Origin of the sequence: Rhodococcus sp. IEGM 1381 (assembly GCF_030056795.1) — a bacterium.
Taxonomy (GTDB): domain Bacteria; phylum Actinomycetota; class Actinomycetes; order Mycobacteriales; family Mycobacteriaceae; genus Rhodococcoides.
Map to the genome: position 1 here is coordinate 56,440 of NZ_JASHKQ010000016.1, position 14,355 is coordinate 70,794.

The window sequence follows — 14,355 nt, forward strand, 5'->3', positions numbered from 1 at the left end:
GGTCACGGTAGGGCTGGTCACATTCAGGACTCGACTCGGCGACGATCGAGGCACTCGCCTCGCGTCACACGGGTAACACTGGTCTCATAAGTGACATGAGTCACATCATCTCTCGTCGCTCCGTCCCGTCGACACCTGTCGAGCGACCCGTCGTCCGCATCGAGGACGACGTCGATCACAGCAGATTCGATCTCTTCGTCGACGACGAGCTCGTCGGCATTCTCGGCTACCGCTTCGGCGACGGGGACGTGGGTGACGGCCGCGTCGTCGCACTCATGCATACCGTCGTCAAGGAGGAGTACGGCGATCGCGGGTGGGCCGGCGTGCTGGTGCGAGCCTCGCTCAACACCGCGCGCGATCGACAGTGGCGCATCGTCCCGATCTGCACGTACGTCCGGCGCTATCTGGCGCAGCACGAGGAATTCCTGGACCTGATCGCCGAATAGAGAGCACTGCTCTTGCCTAGAGTGCATCTAGGGTGAATACTGCTTCCTGTAGAGAGCGCCGCTCTCGAAAGGTTGGTATTCCCCGATGCGTGCAGCTCTGTACCTCTTCGTCGGCCTCATGTTCGCCCTCTACCCCGCAGTGCGTCCCTACTCGGACGAGGTGGGCAGTGCAGGCGCGGAGGCCTTCGCATCCCCGAGCTGGGTGCTGGCCCACACCTTCGCGATGCTCGGCTTCATCGCGCTCGGACTGGCCGTGCTAATCGGCGGTCGACGGTCCGATCCCGCAGTGGTCACCACCTGGATCGGCGTCGGCCTGGTTCTGCCGTACTACGGCGCAGAGACATTCGCGCTGCATGCCTTGGGTGTCGACGCCGCCGCGAATTCGAACCCCGGCCTGATCGATCTTGCCGATCCGATTCGCTACTCGCTTGTGCAGTCGACGATGTTCGCTCTCGGGCTCGTCTCGATCGCCGTCGGGCTGGTGCTGTTCGCTCTACGGAACCGCTACGCGATGGTGCTGGCCGCCGGATTCGTGCTGTTTCTCCCGCAGTTCTACACCCCGCCGGCCGTGCGGATCGCGCACGGAATCCTGATTGCCGTGGGAGCGATCATCGCCGCGCGAGCGGTGGCCGGCAGTTCGGTCCGGCCTGCTCAGCCGATCTCGACGACCACCGGAGCGTGATCGCTGGCTCCCTTGCCCTTGCGTTCCTCGCGGTCGATCGACGCACCGGTGATTCGGGCGGACAGGGCGGGCGAGGTCAGCGCCATATCGATGCGGAGACCTTGCTTCTTGGGAAACCGCAGCTGTGTGTAGTCCCAGTAGGTATACGTTCTGGGCTCGGGTGTGAACTGCCGAGTGACCTCGGAGAACCCGGCGTCGGCGAACGCGGCGAAGGCATCGCGCTCGGCCTGGGAGGTGTGGGTCTTGCCCTCGAACAGGGCCGGATCCCAGACGTCGTCGTCGGTGGGCGCGATGTTCCAGTCGCCCACGAGCGCGATCTGGGCCTCCGGATCGGCCGCAACCCACGCCTGAGCGTCGGCCTTCAGCGCGGCGAGCCATTCGAGTTTGTAGGTGTAGTGCGGGTCGGCGAGCTCGCGGCCGTTCGGCACGTAGAGGCTCCAGACGCGCACACCGTCGCACGTGGCTCCGATGGCGCGGGCTTCCTGCGCGGGATCGATCTCGGGATCCTTGCTGAAGCCGGGCTGATCCTCGAACCCGATCTGCACGTCGTCGAGACCGACCCGGGACGCGATCGCGACGCCGTTCCACTGACTCAGTCCGACGTGGGCCACCTCGTAGCCGATATCGGTGAACCGCTGATACGGAAACTGTGCGTCCTTGCACTTGGTTTCCTGCATCGCGAGCACATCGACATCGGACCGCTGCAGCCAATCGACGATTCGATCCTGACGAGAGCGGACGGAGTTCACATTCCAAGTAGCCAAGCGCACGGGAAGGAACCCTATAGAACGCCTCCGACAGAGTGTTCAACCGATCGAGCCATCATGAATCCGGTCGCGCGTAGCGATAGTGGTGATGGTCGGCGAAGCCCAGGTCTCGGTACAGGGCGAGCGCGACGGTGTTGTCGACGGCCACCTGCAGGTAGGCGTGGGTTGCGCCGTGCTCGCGTCCCCACCGCACCAATTCGCCGCACATCAGTGTGCCCAGACCGTTACGGCGATGTTCGGGGGAGACCCAGAGCGAGGTCAGCCCCACCCAGTGACGACCGTCCGGGGCGGTGGTGACCGCCGCTCGCCCGACCGCGATCTCTGAACCGAGCGTGCCGAACCCGAGGGTGCCCTCGTGGATCGCCGACGCCACTTCCGCAGCGCCGTATGGTGCAGCGCGGCCCTGGTAGTGCAGTGACGTCAGCCATTCTGCGGTCGGCTCCGCGGTGACGGTGACTGCCGAGTCTCCTTCGCGCAGAACGAGATTGGATATTTCTGCAGCCATGACGGCCGTCTCGTTGTACGACGTCCATCCGGCCGGAGCAGCGCCGAGGCGATCGGGAAGCGACAGCGTCGGCGTCAAACCCCGTGCGGTGTACCGGTCGGAGATTCTCGCCAGCGTCTCGGGCGTCGTCGACGCCCCGGGCTCGAGCGGTGCCGCCGAATTGGCGCGACCGGTGAAACCGTGACCGAAGCGCAGCTGCCAACCGTCGATCCATTCTCGCTCGACGCCCGGCCATCCGTCGGCGGCGGCAGCTTCGAGAGCCCTGATCTCCGACGTCCGAATCGGCTTCGGGCCCAGGGGTTTCAAGGCTACGACGCGCTCGGCCGCAACCTGCACCAAGGTGCCGTCCCGGCCGCGGACCGAGACGGCATCGGCGTCGAGCGCCACCAGTTCGCCGATCACGTCCGTCATCGGATGGGTGTGCCCGGGCGGCAGCCGATAGCGGAGCATCACCCGGGTACCCACCGGAATGCTCACTGGTCGACGATCATCGGTTCGGTCAGTCTTCGTCGTTGTGGTTGTCGTCGTCGTCGTCGTGCCCGAACGGATCGTCGACGGTGCCGGGCGTCCAGCTCAGCCCCGGCACGCCCCAGCCGGCGCGCTTGATGGCCTTCTTGGCTGCCCGTGCGTGTCGTCCGATGAGTACGTCGGTGTAGAGGAAACCGTCGAGATGACCCACTTCGTGTTGGAGCATCCGGGCGAAGAAGCCGCGGCCCTCGATGTCGACGGGATCGCCCTTCGCGTCGGTGCCGGTCACCCGAGCCCAGTCGGCGCGGCCGGTGGGGTGCTGCTCGCCGGGAACCGACAGGCAGCCCTCGTCATCGTCGTCGGGATCGGGCATCGTTTCGGGAATCTCGGACGTCTCGAGGACGGGGTTGACGACCTCTCCGCGTCGCCGGAAAACCTTGCCGTCCGAGCCTTGGTCGGGGCAGTCGTAGATGAACAGTCGTTTGCCGACGCCCACCTGATTCGCCGCGAGACCGACGCCGTTCGCGACGGCCAGGGTCTCGTACATGTCGGCGATCAGCTCGGCCAGCTCGGCGGGTGACTCGGTGACGGGAGCGGTTGCGGTGTGCAGCACCGGATCGCCGACGATCCGGATGGGAAGAATTGCCATGGTCGACAAGGATAGTGGGTGGTGCATGGGGTCATGTGCGCTGCCGGTCCCCATCGAACACGCCACGCGCCGGTACCTCGCGGGAGCCGTGCCCCGGGCGTCGAGCATGGTTGAATGACTCTCGAAACACAACTGTGTAATTCGGTCGGTGCGCGTACGGGTGCCGGCAGTACTGGGGGAAGCAGATTTCCCCAGGGTCTGTGGTCTCACGAGTTGGTGATCGCACAGGCCCAGGGAGTCGAGAAGTCGAGGAGTGGGATGGACGGCGCAGCAGCGCGTGACTCGAACCAGGCTCAGCAACCGGGAAGTTCGGACGGCTCGCAGGATCCGAACGAGGTCGGTGCAGACGGCTTGAGTCGACGAGAGCACGACATCCTGTCCTTCGAGCGGCAGTGGTGGAAGTACGCCGGAGCGAAGGAAGAGGCCATCAAGGAACTCTTCTCCATGTCGGCCACCCGCTACTACCAGATTCTGAACGCATTGGTCGATCGGCCGGAATCGCTCGCCGCGGATCCGATGCTGGTCAAGCGCCTGCGCCGCCTGCGGGCGAGTCGGCAGAAGGCTCGCGCGGCGCGTCGGCTCGGTTTCGACGTCTGAGCAGGTCCGACTATCGGCGTGTTCCGAGCCGCCGTCGACGGTCGGCTAGGGTCGAGTACGTGAGCAGCCCCAACCCGGAACAGACCGGGCCACCACTCCGCGCTCTGGCCATGGTGTTGATTTCGCTCGCGATCCTGTTCGCGGCGATCGGTGCACTCTCGCTCACCGGTTCCGATTCCGACGAGGCGGCCGCCGAGCCCTCCGCAGCCGAGACGACGAGCGCGCCGGCTGCGGTCGCACCGACGACGCAGGCCCCGGCAGCGCAGGTACCGGCAGGTGACGCGTCGACCAGCTCCGCGGCCCCCACCACCTCGGGTACTTCCGGCGACGTCGAAGTGCGGGTGCTCAACAACTCCAACGTTTCCGGTCTCGCGGCCGGTACCGCGAGCACCTTGACCGCCGGGGGATGGAACGTCGCCGAGACCGGCAACTTCAGCGAGGCCCAGTTCGCCCAGACGGCGGTGTACTACGGGACTGCTGCAGGCGAGGAACAAGCCGCGCAGTCGATCGCCACGGAACTCGGCGTCCCGGCCGAGCCCAAGCCGACCTCGCTCGAATCCACGGTCGGCGTCGTCGTCATCGTGACGCAATAGGTTTTCGAGACCCGAGAGTTCATTACATCGACGACGTGCCCGGTTCGGTCGAATCGGGCGGCACGTTATTATTTCCGAGCCCGGCGAAACTGCCTGAAAGAGGAGCGATTTCCGATGGACATGTTCAAGCGACGCACTGCGGCGACCCGATCGTTGCGTTATGCGGTGCCGGTCCTCGCGATCGCAGCGCTCGGTCTCTCTGCCTGCAGCAACGGCGAGGTTGCCTCCGATACCCCCGGCACGGTTCCGCCGGTCTGGACCGGCGAGTCCGATCCGTCGGCGGCCGCTACGGCAGGCGACGGCCGGGCCGAGTCCGAGTCGGGCTCCGAGGAGACCATCGAGGGCACCCTCCGCAACGCGTCCGGTGCCGAGGTGGGCACAGTGACGTTCGCGGCCGAGGGTGAGAAGCTCACCGTCACCGCCGAGGTCGAGAACATGACTCCCGGATTCCACGCCTTCCACGTTCACACCGTGGCCGCCTGCGAGCCGAACTCGGTGGCACCCACCGGCGGAGAACCGGGAGCGTTCCTGTCTGCGGGCGGCCACCTTCAGGTCGGCGGCCGCACCGAGCATCCGTCCAGCGGTGATCTCACGTCCATCCAGGTCGGTGAGGACGGCACCGGGCGACTCGTCACCACGACCGACACGATCACGCTCGACGATCTGCGCGCGGGCGGTGCCGGAACCTCGGTGCTCGTACACGAGGGTGCCGACAACTTTGCGAACATTCCGCCGCGGTACACACTGCCCGACGGTGCCGCTGTGCCCGACATGACGACCCTGATGACCGGCGACGCCGGTGCTCGGGCTGCGTGCGCGGTACTGCAGTAGTTTGAGCGCTCCCCGGATCGACTTTGCGAGTTCACCTCGCCCGACGCTCGGCGTCGAGTGGGAGATCGCACTGGTCGACAAGAACACGCGAGACCTGGTCAACTCCGCCGAAGCGGTCATGGACGGCGTTCGCGATCTCGCCGGGGACACCCCGCGGGTGACGAAGGAACTGCTGCGCAACACCGTCGAGCTCGTCACCGGAGTGTGCGAGAACGTCGGGGAGGCCATGGAGGACCTCGGCGGCTCGTTGGACCTGGTGCGCCGCGCCGCGGATCCACTGGGAATCGACCTGTTCTCGGCGGGCACGCACCCGTTTGCCGAGTGGTCCACCCAGCAGCTCACCAGCTCGCCGAGCTACGACGAGCTGATCGCGCGCACCCAGTGGTGGGGTCGGCAGATGCTGATCTGGGGAGTGCACGTGCACGTGGGAGTCTCGTCGCCCCACAAGGTCTTTCCCATTCTCAACTCGCTGCTCCTGCAATACCCGCACCTGTTGGCGTTGTCGGCCTCCTCGCCGATCTGGGCTGGAAACGACACCGGATACGCCAGCAATCGGGCGCTGATGTTCCAGCAACTGCCGACGGCCGGTCTGCCGTTCCAGTTCGAGGACTGGTCGCAGTTCGAGGGATTCGTTCGCGATCAGCTCAAGACCGGCGTCATCGAGCAACTCGGCGGCATGCACTGGGACATCCGGCCGGCACCGAAGTGGGGAACCATCGAGGTCCGAGTGTGTGACGGCGCGTCGACCAAGCGGGAGCTGGCAGCCCTCGTCGCGTTGACGCACTGCCTCATCGTCCACCTCGACGAGCGACTCGAAGCGGGGGAGACACTGCCGTCCATCCCACCGTGGCACGTGCAGGAGAACAAGTGGCGAGCGGCCCGGTACGGCCTCGACGCCGAGATCATCCTGGACTCGAGCAGCAACGAACGCCTGGTCACCGACGACTTGCACGACCTGCTCGAAAAGTTGACGCCGACGGCCGTGCGATTGAACTGCGTCGACGAGTTGGCCGCGGTGGCCGACATTCCCCGGCGCGGGGCGTCGTACCAACGCCAGCGTGCGGTGGCTGCGCAGAACGGCGGCGATCTGCGAGCCGTCGTGGAGTCGTTGGTCACCGAGCTCCAATTGTGACCGTTTGTATTTAACTTTGTGTTCACTCACCGTTTACGATCAACGGCGTGCTGCAGGGGGACGTCGGAAGCGTCGAGGTCGATTCGACACGTGAGAACTCTGTTCGTCCCCTGATCGTCGGCGCTGCCTTCGTTGCCGCGTTCTTGGTGTTGCTGCAGGTCATCGCGACGATCTGGAACTTTCCCGGCCCGTTGCCGAGCGTGTGGAACGACCTGTTCGGCACCCCGAAGTCGATGTCACTGCCGTGGGCTGCGCTGATCCTGGCCACTGTCGGTCTGAACACTGCGCTCCGGCTGCGCACCCTGGCCATCGCCGCGCTGATCGATGCTGCTGTGCTCGGTGCCCGATTGGTGCTCGACGCCACCCTGACGGTCGGCAACGGCCCGTCTCTCGTGTTGGTCGGGCTCGGGGTCTACGTCGCCCGGCGGGGTGAGACTCGGGCGATGCGCGGCGTTGCTCTGGGAGCACTGTTGTTGCTCGCGACCAAGGCGGGCGACGCCTGGTTGCACATCACCACCATTGTCCGGCCCTACGTTCTCGACGACTACGCATACGCCGCCGATCATGCGCTGGGGAATCCGTCCTGGGTGCTCGGCAACATCCTGGACCGCCTCGGCCCGGTCGCCGAAGGAACGCTGCACTGGATCTACATCCAGTTGCCCGTCGCGGCGATCGTCGTTGCGCTGTACCAGCTACGCGGAGTGGCCGCGGGTGCAGCCTGGCCGAGGCACTTCCTGTTCCGCACGTTCCTGCTCATCGGACTCGTCGGACCGGTGTTCTATCTGCTGTTCCCGGTGGTGGGACCGATGTTCGCGTTCGATTCGTGGCCGTCGCAGGTCATGCCGCTCTCTGGCGCGCTCGGCGAGATCCCCTTCGACTCGGAGACTCCGCGAAACTGCATGCCGAGTCTGCACACCGCATGGGCGCTGAGCATCTTCATCCATTCCCGACGCGGCCCGTGGTGGTTGCGGGCCGGCGGCACCCTGTGGTTGCTCGGTACGCTCGCTGCCACTCTCGGATTCGGCTACCACTACGGCGTCGATCTGGTGGCCGGTGCAGTGCTGTGTCTGACCCTCGAATCCGTACTCCGTGACCCCGAGCGCGGCTGGGATCGGGCCCGAATCACGCTGGTGGTCTATGGCTGCGTCGCGATGGCTGCGCTATTGGTGAGCTACCGCTACCTGGCTGCCGAGTTCGCGTCGCACCCTCAGGTGTTCGGGCCGCTCGTTCTCGGCGTACTGGCCGCCATGGCGTTCGGCTTCCACGCGGTGTTCTTCGCCGATTCGCCCAGAGCTACCGATCGGACTCGTCCGGTTCCATCTCGTTGACGATCAGTAGGCCGTCGCGACCCCGCTGCTCTCGGTAGGCCACGCGGCCGACGGTGTGCGCGATCACCGGAGCGGTCACCAGCGTGAACAGTCCGACGAGCACGAGCATCCAGATGTCGACGTTTCCGCGCAGGCTGATGATCGCCCCGATCAACACCATGATCAGACCGACCACCTGCGGCTTGGTGGCCGCATGCATCCGCGAGAGAGTATCGGGGAAGCGCACGATGCCCACGGCGGCGGTGAACGCCAGCAGCGCCCCCAGCAGAATGAAAACGGAGGCAATGACCTGTGCAACGGTGCTCATTCGTCTCTCACTGTGTTGCTCATTCGTCCCTCACTCTGAATCGTGCGATGCTGACCGATCCGACGAAGCTGACCAGCGACAGCGCGACGATGGCCGGTACCAGCGTGGTGTCGCGGCTGTAGACGGCCCACACCGCGAGGCCGCACATGGAGACGGCAAGAATCGTGTCCATGGCGACGAGTCGATCGAGTGTGCTGGGGCCGTCGAGCAGTCGGAACGCGGTCAGGATCGCGGCCGCGATCAGGAGGACGCCGGCTACGGCGAGTACGACGGTCACGACCAGTCCCCCTTCCTCTTGTCGTCGGTCTTCTTGTCGTCCCGAGGAGCGTCCGAGTCGGCCTCGACGGGGTCGTCGCCGAGCACCCCGTGGTACTGCTCGTACTCCTGATAGTGCAGAGGGCTGGGCTTCCAGTCGGAATCGCGCTCGAAGCCGGCAATGAACAGCTTCTCCAGATGTCGGACGTAGGCGTAGAAGCCGTCGACCGCCTTCTGGGTGCCCATGTCCAGCACGTGTACGTACAGCAAGCGTCGGGTTCGGTCGATCTCGAGAACCATGGTGCCGGGCACCAGGTTCATCGCGTCGACGAACAGGGTGAGCACCAGATCGGATTTGATCGCGATGCGGCAGCGCAGCACTCCGGTGACCGGCGGGGCCTTCGGCCGGATCGCCAACCAGGCGACACTGACGCTGGATTCGATTGCGTAATAAAGGAATACGACGGCGAGTTTGACGAGCGAGAACACATGGATGCGGCCCTCGACCGGCACCCGCGGCAACGGCAGCAGCACCATGATCAGCAGTCCCACCGCGATACCGCCGAGGATGTTCGCAGCAGAAACATTGCCCCACAACAGAACCCAGATAGCCGTCAACCAGGCGAGGGTCCACAGACGTAGCAGAATCGAGCGGTCCATCTTCATCTTCATCGGGTGCCCTCCTCGTCCGCACGAGCCTGCTCGTAGGCCTGATCGCCGACGAATTCTGCGCCGCGCACCGCGTCGATGTACACCGAGCGATCGCGGAGATCCGCTGCGGCGCGGTCGCTGATGTCGATGATGCGGCCGGCGAACACCGTCATCGCCAAACCGACGACGACGAGGCCGATGGTCGGGATCAACATGAAGGCGGGCATCTTGCCCACGTCCTCGCGGTCACCGAACTGAATGTCCGACGAGTCGTCGAGCAGAGCGGACGGGCTGTTGTCCGCCAGATCACCCTCGGGGGCGTCGGCGCGAGCCCGCCAGAACGCCTTGGTCCACACTCGCGCCACCACGTACAGCGTCAACAGGCTGGTGACGGTGCCACCGGCGACGAGCAGCCAGGCCAACACGCTGCCCTGCTCGCTACCGGCCTGCAGCAGTGCGACCTTGCCGATGAAGCCCGAGAACGGTGGAATACCACCGAGATTGAGGGCCGGGACCAGGAACACGATCGCCAGCACGGGGCTGGCCGCAGCCAAACCGCCGAGTCGCCGCAGCGACGACGAACCGGCCTGGCGCTCGATCAGACCGACGACGAGGAACAGCGTCGTCTGAACCAGAATGTGGTGCGCGACGTAATAGATCGAGCCGGACAATCCCGATTGGGTCGACAGCGCGACACCGAAGATCATGTAGCCGATGTGGCTGACGAGGGTGAACGAGAGCAGTCGTTTGATGTCGCTCTGCGCGATGGAACCGAGGATGCCGACGAGCATCGTCAGCAGCGCGCAGACCATCAGCACGTTGTCGAGTGAGCCGTCCGGGAACAGCAGGGTGTGTGCGCGAATGATCGCGTACACACCGACTTTCGTCAGCAAGCCGGCGAACACTGCGGTGACCGGAGCCGGGGCGGTGGGGTACGAGTCGGGAAGCCACGTCGACAGCGGGAACACCGCGGCCTTGATGCCGAACGCAACCAGCAGTACGGCGAAGATCGCTGTTCTCGTGCCCGACGGGATGTCGTCCATCCGCACCGCGATATGTGCCAGATTCAGCGTTCCGGTGGATCCGTAGACCAGCGCGATACCGATCAGGAAGATCAGCGAGGACACCATCGAGACCATCACGTACGAGACGCCTGCTCGTACTCGGTCGGCGCTGGCTCCCAAAGTCAGGAGCACGAACGAGGCGGCCAGCAGTACCTCGAAGCCGACGAACAGATTGAACAGGTCGCCGGCCAGGAACGCGTTGCACACGCCTGCGGTCAATGCGAGGTAGGTCGGCAGGAAGATCGAGACCGGCTGATTCTCACTGCCGTCGCGGATACCCTGACCGATCGAGTACACCATGACCGCGAGCAACACGATCGAGGAAACGACGAGCATCATCGCCGAAAGTCGGTCCACCACAAGGGAAATACCGAGCGGTGAATCCCAACCGCCGACCTGAAGTGCGCTGGTGCCGTCGCGATCGGCGAGGTAGAGCATCATCGACGAGATCGCGACCACGGCAGTCAGCGCGACGATGGTGATGAAGCGCTGCGCGCGGGGTTTGCGGCCGAGTACCAACGTCAGAGCCGCGGCGAGCATCGGAATGAGAACGGGTAGGGGAGTCAGGGCATCGATCACGCCCGGGGAGATCGTCACTTGTCGTCTCCCTTCTTCTCGTCGTTTTCGGCCTTGTCGTCCTTCTCGGCCGTGTCCAGTCCGTCGAGCCCGCGGAGGTCCGGGTTGTCGTCGTCGTTGTCGAAGTCGCCGTCGTGCAGATCCTCGTAGCACTCGAGGTCTTCCAGATTCTTGATCTGCTCGATCGGAATCGGGTTGCCCTTCGAGTCGAATGCATCGCCGCCGAAGCTCGGTTCGCCCGTCACCGGGTCGTCGGAGCGGTCGCGGTCGGGGGCCTCGGCCATCGACCGGCGCAGGGAGACCTTGGTGTCCTCGGGGTCGTTCTCGATGTCGTCCTTGGTGTTGAGCGTGAACGATCGATAGGCGAGTGCAAGCACGAAGGCCGCGATACCCATGGTGATGACGATCGCCGTCAGGATCATCGCCTGCGCGAGCGGATCGGCCATGCCTTGGCCCAGGGAGTTGTCCCGGCCCACGATGGGCGGCGTACCGGCCGGCCCACCGACGGTGAGCAACAGCAGATTGACGCCGTTGCCGAAGAGCAGGAGGCCGAGCAGCATCTTGGTGATGCTGCGTTCGAGTAGCAGGTAGACACCGGCGGCGACGAGAACGCCGACGATGACGAGCATTCCGAGATCAGCGGTCATGGGGCGCTCACTCGGCCTTGGCTCTGCATTTCCACCTGTGCGTCGAGACGTGCGCCGAGACTGCGCAGCACGTCGAGGACCAACCCGACCACGATGAGATACACACCGAGGTCGAAGAACAATGCGGTGACGAGCTTGATGTCACCGAGAATCGGCAGTGTCACTTCCAGCGTCGCCGAGGACAGCGCAGGTGCGCCGAGGAACAACGACGCCACCGCGGTGCCGGCCGCGAAGATCAACCCGAGTCCGAGGATCTTTCCGGCATCGATCGGCACCGCCTCCCCGAGCTCGTAGCGGCCACCCGCGAGATACCGCAGCACCAACGCCAAGCCGGCCGTGAGACCACCGGCGAAACCGCCGCCGGGGGCGTTGTGGCCGGAGAAGAAGAAGTAGATCGAGAGCACCATGATCGTCGGGAAGATCAACCGCGTCGTCACTTCGAGAATCAGCGAACGATGGCGGGGATCGATCAGATCGCCGCCGAGTAGCCACGTCGTCTCCGCCGCCACGTTCGCATCGGAGCTCGATGCGGGGGCGTCGGACACCCGCGGAGCGCTGCCGAACCGCCGGTTGCGGAATACCAGGCTGGCCACGCCCGTTGCGGCCACGAGCAGAACGCAGATCTCGCCGAGGGTGTCCCAGGCTCGGATGTCGACGAGGATCACGTTGACGATGTTCTTTCCGTCGCCCAGGTTGTACGCGGCCTCGGGGAACTGCAGCGACACCGGTGCGGCGCTGCGGGCGTTCATCGCGAATGCGCCCAACACACTGACCGTGGCACCGACGGCGACGGCGAGCGCGGCACGGGGTCCGCGGGATCCGGCCGAACCTTGGTCGTCGACCTCGGCCGGTAGCTTGCGCAGCACCAGAACAAAGACCACGAGGGTCAGGGTCTCGACGAGGAACTGAGTCAGGGCGAGGTCGGGTGCACCGTGGATGGCGAAGATGACGCCGCAGCCGTAGCCGGTGAGTCCGACGAGGATCACGCTGGCCAGACGGTTTCGCATGACGGTTGCGCCGAGGCCGCCCGCGATCATGATCACTCCGATGACCAACTGGAGCGGGGTGTTCCACAGGGTGTACTCCAGGCCTGGCTTCTGCCCGACGATGAGCACGATGATCGGCAGTAGCACCAGGGTCAGCAGGATGGTGCCCTGGGTGAGGGGGAGCGAACCGCGCTGCGTGGTGCCGGTGAGGCGGATGGACAGGGTGTCCATGAACTTGAGCACATTGTCGTAGATGCGGTCGGCGTTGCCGAGCGGTGGGTGCTCGAACTTGAGTCGGTTGACCACACGATGTGCGATGAACAGCCCGACGCCGCCGGTGACGACGACGACGGTCAACGCCAGCGGCAGGTTGAACCCGTGCCAGAGCGCCAGGTGGTAAGGCTCCTGCCCGTACGACGGCAGCGTGCGTGCGTAGGGGCTGACGATGCGATCGACCATGGAGGACGTGAATCCTGCGATCAGGCCGAGAATCGCCAGGAACGCAGGTGCGGCCAGGAACAGTGCTGACGGCGCGTGCATGTTCTTCACCGACGGACTCGGACGCTCGAGCTGCTTGCGGCCGAACGCGCCCCAGACGAATCGGATGCTGTAGGTGACCGTCAGGATCGAGCCGATGACAAGCCCCGCGACGACGATTGCCGCGACCGTGGGGTTCAGCGTCGGCGTGCCGATCACTGCCGACAGTGCCGTTTCCTTGCCGACAAAACCGATCATCGGGGGCAAGCCGGCCATGCTGGCGGCAGCGAGCGCTGCGATGGCGGCGAGCCACGGCGCCTTCTTGCCCAGGTGAGCGAGCTTGCGGATGTCGCGCGTACCGGTGGTGTGATCGACGATGCCCACGACCATGAACAGCGTTGCCTTGAACATCGCGTGCGCGATCACCATCGTCAGGCCGGCCAGCATGGCCTTTTCGGAGCCGATGCCCACCAGCACCATCAGGAAGCCGAGCTGGCTGACGGTGCCGAACGCCAGGATGAGCTTGAGGTCGAAGGCACGAAGTGCTCGCCACCCGGCCAGGATCATCGACAGCAGCCCCAAGCTGATGATGGTCGCGCGCCACGGACCCGAGTCGGCAAAACCCGGTGCGAGGCGCGCCACCAGGTAGATGCCGGCCTTCACCATGGCCGCGGCGTGCAGGTAGCCGCTGACCGGTGTGGGGGCGGCCATGGCTCCGGGGAGCCAGAAGTGCATCGGCACGATGGCCGATTTGCTCAGCGCGCCGATGAGGATCAACACGATCGCTACGCCGGGCAGCCAGCCGCCCGGGGCGTTGGTGACGACCTCGGACAGGTTGTACGTCCCCGCGGCCTGGCCGAGGACGATGATGCCCACCAACATCGCCAGCCCGCCTGCGGTGGTGACGAGCAGAGCCTGGGTGGCTGCGCGCCTACTCGAGGCACGCTCGGCGTAGTGGCCGACGAGCAGGAACGACAGGACGGTGGTGATTTCCCAGAAGATGTAGAGCACCAGCATGTTGTCGCTGGTGATGAGGCCGAACATGGCACCGGAGAACGCGACCATTTCGGCGGCGAACAGGCCGAGCCGTGGCTCGTCGTCCTCGAAGTAGCGGGCGCAATACAGCAGAATCAGCGCGCCGATGCCCAGCACCAGCAAAGACATGATGGCGGCGAGAGAGTCGAACCGCATATCGATGTCCATCGACAGGCCGGGAACCCACTCGATGCTCAGCTTCTGCTCGGTGTTCCAGTTGGTGAACACCCAGATCAGACTCAGTAGGGGAACGAGTGCGAGCGGGAAGAAGGCAGTGCGACCCCACCACCGGACGAGGAGCGGCGCGAGCAGTGCGGCGGCGGTGTGCGCAAGAAGAATGGCGAGCAAAAATCACTCCG

16 protein-coding genes are annotated in these 14,355 nt (G+C 65.3%); 7 read left to right on the forward strand and 9 right to left on the reverse strand.

Annotated elements, in window-relative coordinates:
- Nucleotides 1-95: 95 nt before the first annotated feature.
- Complete coding sequence (locus tag QM797_RS22605) at nucleotides 96-446, forward strand: GNAT family N-acetyltransferase (RefSeq protein WP_283277904.1); 351 nt, start codon at nucleotides 96-98, stop codon at nucleotides 444-446.
- Between the two features lie 85 nt (nucleotides 447-531).
- A complete protein-coding gene (locus tag QM797_RS22610) occupies nucleotides 532-1,128 on the forward strand; it encodes a hypothetical protein (RefSeq protein ID WP_283277905.1) in 597 nt (198 codons plus the stop codon).
- On the opposite strand, the gene QM797_RS22615 is transcribed toward QM797_RS22610, so the two are convergent.
- From QM797_RS22615 to QM797_RS22625, 3 genes are read right to left on the reverse strand one after another with little or no spacing between them, the layout of a single operon-like run.
- Nucleotides 1,098-1,898: an exodeoxyribonuclease III gene (locus QM797_RS22615; protein ID WP_283277906.1), complete on the reverse strand. Its 801-nt coding sequence runs from the start codon at nucleotides 1,896-1,898 to the stop codon at nucleotides 1,098-1,100. The two genes, QM797_RS22610 and QM797_RS22615, sit on opposite strands and share 31 nt — an antisense overlap.
- Before the next feature lie 52 nt (nucleotides 1,899-1,950).
- Complete coding sequence (locus tag QM797_RS22620) at nucleotides 1,951-2,850, reverse strand: N-acetylglutamate synthase, CG3035 family (RefSeq protein ID WP_283277933.1); 900 nt, start codon at nucleotides 2,848-2,850, stop codon at nucleotides 1,951-1,953.
- 49 nt (nucleotides 2,851-2,899) lie between these two features.
- Nucleotides 2,900-3,517, reverse strand: coding sequence for a peptide deformylase (locus tag QM797_RS22625; protein WP_283277907.1), 618 nt, complete (start codon nucleotides 3,515-3,517; stop codon nucleotides 2,900-2,902).
- Between the two features lie 258 nt (nucleotides 3,518-3,775).
- Between QM797_RS22625 and napA the strand changes: the two genes are divergently transcribed.
- The 5 genes from napA to QM797_RS22650 all read left to right on the forward strand — a co-directional run bounded on the left by napA (nucleotide 3,776) and on the right by QM797_RS22650 (nucleotide 7,998).
- Complete coding sequence (gene napA / locus QM797_RS22630; RefSeq protein WP_032380761.1) at nucleotides 3,776-4,114, forward strand: nucleoid-associated protein NapA; 339 nt, start codon at nucleotides 3,776-3,778, stop codon at nucleotides 4,112-4,114.
- A gap of 59 nt (nucleotides 4,115-4,173) precedes the next feature.
- Complete coding sequence (locus QM797_RS22635; RefSeq protein WP_283277908.1) at nucleotides 4,174-4,707, forward strand: LytR C-terminal domain-containing protein; 534 nt, start codon at nucleotides 4,174-4,176, stop codon at nucleotides 4,705-4,707.
- A gap of 114 nt (nucleotides 4,708-4,821) precedes the next feature.
- Nucleotides 4,822-5,538 carry a superoxide dismutase[Cu-Zn] gene (gene sodC, locus QM797_RS22640; RefSeq protein ID WP_283277909.1) on the forward strand — a complete coding sequence of 239 codons (717 nt, stop codon included), beginning with the start codon at nucleotides 4,822-4,824 and terminating at the stop codon, nucleotides 5,536-5,538.
- Between the two features lies 1 nt (nucleotide 5,539).
- The gene (locus tag QM797_RS22645) at nucleotides 5,540-6,670 is read left to right on the forward strand and encodes a glutamate--cysteine ligase (RefSeq protein WP_283277910.1); all 1,131 of its coding nucleotides are present in this window, start codon (nucleotides 5,540-5,542) and stop codon (nucleotides 6,668-6,670) included.
- Between the two features lie 110 nt (nucleotides 6,671-6,780).
- Nucleotides 6,781-7,998, forward strand: coding sequence for a phosphatase PAP2 family protein (locus QM797_RS22650; RefSeq protein ID WP_283277934.1), 1,218 nt, complete (start codon nucleotides 6,781-6,783; stop codon nucleotides 7,996-7,998).
- Here the strand turns inward: QM797_RS22650 and mnhG are convergent.
- From mnhG to QM797_RS22680, 6 genes are read right to left on the reverse strand one after another with little or no spacing between them, the layout of a single operon-like run.
- Nucleotides 7,964-8,305 carry a monovalent cation/H(+) antiporter subunit G gene (mnhG, locus tag QM797_RS22655; RefSeq protein WP_283277911.1) on the reverse strand — a complete coding sequence of 114 codons (342 nt, stop codon included), beginning with the start codon at nucleotides 8,303-8,305 and terminating at the stop codon, nucleotides 7,964-7,966. The two genes, QM797_RS22650 and mnhG, sit on opposite strands and share 35 nt — an antisense overlap.
- A gap of 19 nt (nucleotides 8,306-8,324) precedes the next feature.
- On the reverse strand, nucleotides 8,325-8,582 hold the full coding sequence (locus tag QM797_RS22660) for a monovalent cation/H+ antiporter complex subunit F (RefSeq protein WP_032380262.1): 258 nt from the start codon (nucleotides 8,580-8,582) through the stop codon (nucleotides 8,325-8,327).
- Nucleotides 8,579-9,220 carry a Na+/H+ antiporter subunit E gene (locus tag QM797_RS22665; protein ID WP_329955168.1) on the reverse strand — a complete coding sequence of 214 codons (642 nt, stop codon included), beginning with the start codon at nucleotides 9,218-9,220 and terminating at the stop codon, nucleotides 8,579-8,581. The genes QM797_RS22660 and QM797_RS22665 overlap by 4 nt, the downstream gene beginning before the upstream one ends.
- Nucleotides 9,221-9,228: 8 nt before the next feature.
- A complete protein-coding gene (locus tag QM797_RS22670; RefSeq protein ID WP_283277912.1) occupies nucleotides 9,229-10,872 on the reverse strand; it encodes a Na+/H+ antiporter subunit D in 1,644 nt (547 codons plus the stop codon).
- Nucleotides 10,869-11,498 (reverse strand): Na(+)/H(+) antiporter subunit C, encoded by a 630-nt coding sequence (locus tag QM797_RS22675; RefSeq protein WP_283277913.1) that lies wholly within the window; start codon nucleotides 11,496-11,498, stop codon nucleotides 10,869-10,871. Before QM797_RS22675 ends, QM797_RS22670 begins: the two co-directional genes overlap by 4 nt.
- A complete protein-coding gene (locus QM797_RS22680; RefSeq protein WP_283277914.1) occupies nucleotides 11,495-14,344 on the reverse strand; it encodes a Na+/H+ antiporter subunit A in 2,850 nt (949 codons plus the stop codon). Before QM797_RS22680 ends, QM797_RS22675 begins: the two co-directional genes overlap by 4 nt.
- Nucleotides 14,345-14,355: the final 11 nt, after the last annotated feature.